Origin of the sequence: Catellatospora sp. NPDC049609 (assembly GCF_040675365.1) — a bacterium.
GTDB lineage: Bacteria > Actinomycetota > Actinomycetes > Mycobacteriales > Micromonosporaceae > Catellatospora.
Map to the genome: position 1 here is coordinate 1 of NZ_JBFAOU010000324.1, position 4618 is coordinate 4618.

Annotated in this window: 6 protein-coding genes; 3 read left to right on the forward strand and 3 right to left on the reverse strand. The window is 73.0% G+C overall.

Annotation, left to right across the window (positions count from 1 at the left end; translation table 11 throughout):
• Nucleotides 1-51 precede the first annotated feature (51 nt).
• The gene (locus AB0J67_RS39295) at nt 52-363 is read right to left on the reverse strand and encodes an SDR family NAD(P)-dependent oxidoreductase (protein WP_363490608.1); all 312 of its coding nucleotides are present in this window, start codon (nt 361-363) and stop codon (nt 52-54) included.
• 114 nt (nt 364-477) lie between these two features.
• Between AB0J67_RS39295 and AB0J67_RS39300 the strand changes: the two genes are divergently transcribed.
• Nucleotides 478-921: a MerR family transcriptional regulator gene (locus AB0J67_RS39300; protein ID WP_363490610.1), complete on the forward strand. Its 444-nt coding sequence runs from the start codon at nt 478-480 to the stop codon at nt 919-921.
• 18 nt (nt 922-939) lie between these two features.
• Entirely contained in the window at nt 940-1434 is a 495-nt protein-coding gene (locus AB0J67_RS39305; protein WP_363490612.1) for a DinB family protein, read from the forward strand.
• A gap of 89 nt (nt 1435-1523) precedes the next feature.
• On the opposite strand, the gene AB0J67_RS39310 is transcribed toward AB0J67_RS39305, so the two are convergent.
• Complete coding sequence (locus AB0J67_RS39310) at nt 1524-1907, reverse strand: PRC-barrel domain-containing protein (RefSeq protein WP_363490614.1); 384 nt, start codon at nt 1905-1907, stop codon at nt 1524-1526.
• Nucleotides 1908-2096: 189 nt separating this feature from the next.
• Entirely contained in the window at nt 2097-3344 is a 1248-nt protein-coding gene (locus AB0J67_RS39315) for an MFS transporter (protein WP_363490616.1), read from the reverse strand.
• Between the two features lie 99 nt (nt 3345-3443).
• Here AB0J67_RS39315 and AB0J67_RS39320 point away from each other — a divergent pair, with 99 nt between their 5' ends.
• The gene (locus AB0J67_RS39320) at nt 3444-4529 is read left to right on the forward strand and encodes a DUF5937 family protein (protein ID WP_363490618.1); all 1086 of its coding nucleotides are present in this window, start codon (nt 3444-3446) and stop codon (nt 4527-4529) included.
• The last annotated feature ends 89 nt before the right edge of the window (nt 4530-4618 follow it).

Here is a 4618-nt window from a genome sequence, read left to right on the forward strand (position 1 = left end):
ATCCCGGTCGGCGAGGCGAGGCTGCTCCATACGCCGATGCTAAGTGAACGTTCAGTAACTTGTGCCGGTGAACATTGTCACTGGGGAACGCGTCAAGCCGACCAGGCCGTACCCGGCGTTGTTGACGACGACGTCGATGCGGCCGAACCGGCGCACGGCCGCGCCGGCCGCGTCGCGCAGCTGGTCCGGGCTGGTGACGTCGGCGGTCAGCGCCAGCAGGTCGGCCGGCTGCTGCGGGTATGCCCCGCGGACCGCTGCGGCGTCGCGGGCGGTGGCGACGACCTGGTGCCCGCGGGCGAGTGCCGCCCGGACGATCTCGGCGCCGAGCCCACGCGACGCACCGGTGACGAACCAGACGCTCATGCTGCTTCTCCTACAGATCTCGATCTCCGCGGCCGATCGGCCACGTCGAAGAAGCTAGGAGCTAGAGTCGGCTCTAGATCAAGCACGGATCGCGACGGTGTGACGGGAGTCGCCATGGATCTGAGCATCGGCGAGGTCGCCGAGCGCAGCGGGCTGAGCGTGCACGCGCTGCGGTTCTACGAGAAGGAAGGGCTGTTCGCCAACCCCGTGCGCCGGACGAGCACCGGTCGGCGGCTCTACCACGCCGAGGACGTGGAGTGGCTGGCGGTCTGCACGAAGCTGCGTTCCTCCGGGATGCCGCTGGCGGCGATCCGGCAGTACGTGGAGCTGGCCCGGCGGGGCGCGGGCAACGAGACGCAACGGCTGGACCTGCTGCGCGCGCACGAGGAGCAGGTCCTCGAAAAGATCCGGGAGCTCACCGAGTGTCTGGACGTGATCCGGCACAAGGTCGGCATCTACCAGGCGGCCGTCGAGCGCGGCGAGGCCGACCGGCTGTGGAACCCGTCCCACCCGGACGCGGCGGCCACGGGCGAGGGGTGTCACCGGCTCGCGGCGTGACTACGTAGGGTTCGGGCCATGCTTGAGTCCCAACGCGAAGCCGTGCCGCGCAACGACGGTGGCGAGCTCGACACCACGCTCGCCTTCCTGTCCTTCGCTCGATCGTGCGTGCTGAAGAAGGCCACGGGCCTGAGCGAGGAGCAGCTGCGGCGACGCCTGGTCGTCTCCGACACCACGCTGCTGGGCCTGGTGCAGCACCTGACCGACGCCGAACGGTTCTGGTTCGGCTACACGTTCGCCGGCGACCAGCGCTACGCCGACCTCGATTTCAGCATGGTGGTCGAGCCCGACCGGTCCCCGGATCAGATCCTCGACGGCTATCGGGCCGCGATCGCCGACAGCGACGCCCACATCCTCGCCGCCGCCGGCCCCGACGTCCGCACCGCGCAGCCGGTCGGTGACTCGCCCCGTACGCTTCGCTGGGTGCTCGCCCACATGACGGGCGAGACCGTCCGGCACGCCGGACACGCCGACATCCTGCGGGAACTCATCGACGGCGCCACCGGCCGGTAGGAGATCGCGGCTCGGGGCCGCGCCCCGGCCGGATCGTCGTCACACAGCCGCGGGCGGGACGGACTCTGTCCCGCCCGCGGCTGCGCTGATCAGCTCTGCCGGTGCTGGCCGTAGTAGGAGCCGAGCGCCTCACGGTAGGCCGGGTCCTCGTGACGCTCCGGGTCGTACTCCGGGGCGTCCTTGACCTGGTCTTTCGTGCAGTCGACGAAGACGCGCTCGTCGGCGAGGTCGATGTCCCTGATGACACCGGCCGGCAGCAGCACCTTGCTGCCGAAGATCCACGGGCCCGTGTCGACCACGACGTACCGCGAGCCGGCCTCGCCGGTCTGCTCGTCGATCTTGCCGATCGAGCCGTCGGTCGCCTCCACCCGGAACCCGACGATGTCCTTCTCCCCGCCCTCAGCGGTGGGCTTGTAGTCCACCATGTCCTGGTAGTTCCACGGATCCCACGGCGTCTGGTTCATCAGCGTCATGTCGGCCTCCTCGCTCGCGACTGTTACGCCGTCCGTCTACCCGCCATTCCGTCCGTCTACCCGTCCGGCACCACTCGGATTGCCCATACCCGGCAAACCGCTTCCCCGAGCCGAACGCGCCACCTGGCTGAATAGTGCCGCGAGAAGGCCGAGCGCGGCGCGGCACGTGCGGGTGGTGCGGCTGTCGCTTCAGCCGCTCCACCGCAGCCGCGCGGAACGCCGCCGGAGCGGCCTGACCCCCTCCCCCGCCGGCGCGCGCAGCACCACGGCCGCACCGGCCGCGGTGGTCAGTGCCAGCGTCAACCACAGCGCCGCAGGGCCGACCGCGAGCAGGCCGGTCAGGATCGCGGGCGCGACGGCCATGCCCAGCCCGGTGGAGAGCTGCCAGCGCACCAGCGCGCGCCCCACCAGCCGATCCGGTGTGCTCGCGATGACGAGCGCTGTCCCGCTGCCCGTGTAGAGGATCTCCCCGGCGGTGTACAGCACGCAGACCACCGCGACGAGCGCCGCACCGGCGTCGCCACCCACCCCGGCAGCCGCCCAGAACCCCAGGTAGGAGCCCGCGAGCACCACCCCCGAGGCGGCCAGGACCGATCTGCGGTGCCACCGGCCCAGCCAGACGACGAGCGGCACCTGCACCGCGATGACCAGCACGGTGTTACCCACGAACATCCCCGCCGACCAGACCGGCGACACGTCGAGCTGCGTCACCATCACCGCGGGCAGCGCCACCTCGAGCACGCTGAAGCACAGCGCGAAGGGCAGGTTGGCCCAGAGCAGCCCGGTCAGGTGCCCCACCCCGCCCCGCTCGCTCGGCGCCGCCGGGCGGTCCGGCTCCGCCACCCGCAGCCGCATCGAGGCGACGAGCAGCCCGGAGCCGAGGAAAGCCAACCCGGTCAGCGCGGCGAGCGCCCGCAGGACCCCGTCCCCGCCCGTCACCGCGACAGTGGCGATCAGCGCCCCGGCGCCGAGCCCCGCGTTGCGCACCGAACGCCCGGCGGCGAGCGCCGCATCCCGGCGGCGGCCGGTGGTGAGCGCGGCGACAAGGGCCGCGTGCGCGGCGGGCCAGGCCTGGCCGCCCAACCCCAGCAGCACCGACGCGGCGAGGAAGCCCGCCTGGCCGTCCCCGGCGAGCAGCACGCCGATCCCGGCCACCCGGACGAGCAGCGTCGCCGCGACCACGGCCGACCTCGCACCCCGGTCGATCCACCGTCCCGCGAGCGGCAGCACGACCAGGCCCGCGAGCAGCCCGACCGAGAGCGCCAGCCCCGCCGCACCGGCGCTCAGGCGGAGCACGACGATGCCGTAGAGCAGCAGGAACGGGCGGAGCAGGCCGCCGCCCACCGAGTCGATCACCAGGGCCAGCGCGTATCGCGGACCGCCACCGGCGAGCAGCAACGCCGCCCAGCCGAGCCGCTCATCCTTCTGCTTCGTCACGCCGACCACGGTCGCCGCCGCGTGGTCCCGGACCACGCCGGTTGACGATCCTCGTCAAGTGTCGCGGCCCGCCCCGGCAGGTGGTGTCACCATGGCGGCGTGGGACTGACGATCGACATCACCGGCGTACCGGATGAGCGGTTCATATTCTCTCCCTCACCGCTGGGTGAGCTGGCCGCGATGCTGCACGCGCTGGCGGAGCCCGCGCACCACCCGGCGCTGCACGGCTGGATCACCGCGACCGCCACGTCGCTCAAACCGGAGCTGAGCGACCGGCTGCTGGAGGCCGATCTCCTGTGGCGGTCGGCGCGGGCCGACTTCTTCGTGCCGGCCCGGCCCCGCGACACCCTCGCCGCCGAGCTCGACGACGTGGACCGGCTCGACGACGAGACCTATGTCGCGGCCGCTCTGATCACGACGAGTTGCGGCTCGAAGCCCCAGCACCGCCTGCGCTCACCGCTGGTCGACGCCGACGCCCGGCACCGGGCCCGGGAGCTGGCGCTGGCTCGCGGGCCGCGGCAGGCCGAGTTCGCCGACCAGCTCCTCGCCGACCCGCCGGGTGTACGCGCCTGGGTGCGCCGCCTCCTGGAGGACTGTGAGCAGGCCTTCTTCGCCGAGTCGTGGGCCCGGGTGCAGCATCAGCTCGCCGCGGACTCCCGGCACAAGGCGGACCTGCTGGCGCGGCACGGCCTCGACACGGTGCTCGCCGCGGTCTCCCCCGCGACGACCCGCTCCCCGGACGGACGCCGGATCCTCATCGACAAGCTGCAGGACAATGCGACCACCGCGCAGGGGCAGGGGGTCACCTTCACCCCGACCGCGTTCGGCCGGCCGCACCTGGTCGTCGTGCACGCGCCGGGCTGGCGGCCGGTCGTGCAGTATCCGACGGCCGAGGCTGGGCTGCCGCACCCCGTGCCGCTCGACCTGGTCCAGCGGCGGATCGACGCGCTCGCCCACCCGGTGCGGCGGCGGATCGCCCGCACGCTCGCCCGGGGCCCGCACACGACCGGGGAGATCGCCGAGGCGTGGCAGCTCAGCGCGCCCGAGGTCTCCCGCCATCTCGCCGTGCTCAAGCAGGCCAGGCTCACCACGGTGAGCAGGCGCGGGCGATACGTGCACCACCAGCTCGACCTGACGGTCTGCGCCCGCCTCGGCGCCGACTTCGTCGAGGCGATCCTGCGCTGACCGGGCCCCTTGGCCGCGGACGACGAGTCCCGGGTGGCGCAGCCACCCCGGGCGCCGGACGCGGGCCCCGGCGGCCAACCCCCCCGGGG

What these genes read in the sequence shown, in the direction of transcription:
- AB0J67_RS39295 (WP_363490608.1), bottom strand. Translation starts at nt 363, where the DNA reads ATGAGCGTCTGGTTCGTCACCGGTGCGTCGCGTGGGCTCGGCGCCGAG.
- AB0J67_RS39310 (WP_363490614.1), bottom strand. Translation starts at nt 1,907, where the DNA reads ATGACGCTGATGAACCAGACGCCGTGGGATCCGTGGAACTACCAGGAC.
- AB0J67_RS39305 (WP_363490612.1), top strand. Translation starts at nt 940, where the DNA reads ATGCTTGAGTCCCAACGCGAAGCCGTGCCGCGCAACGACGGTGGCGAG.
- AB0J67_RS39300 (WP_363490610.1), top strand. Translation starts at nt 478, where the DNA reads ATGGATCTGAGCATCGGCGAGGTCGCCGAGCGCAGCGGGCTGAGCGTG.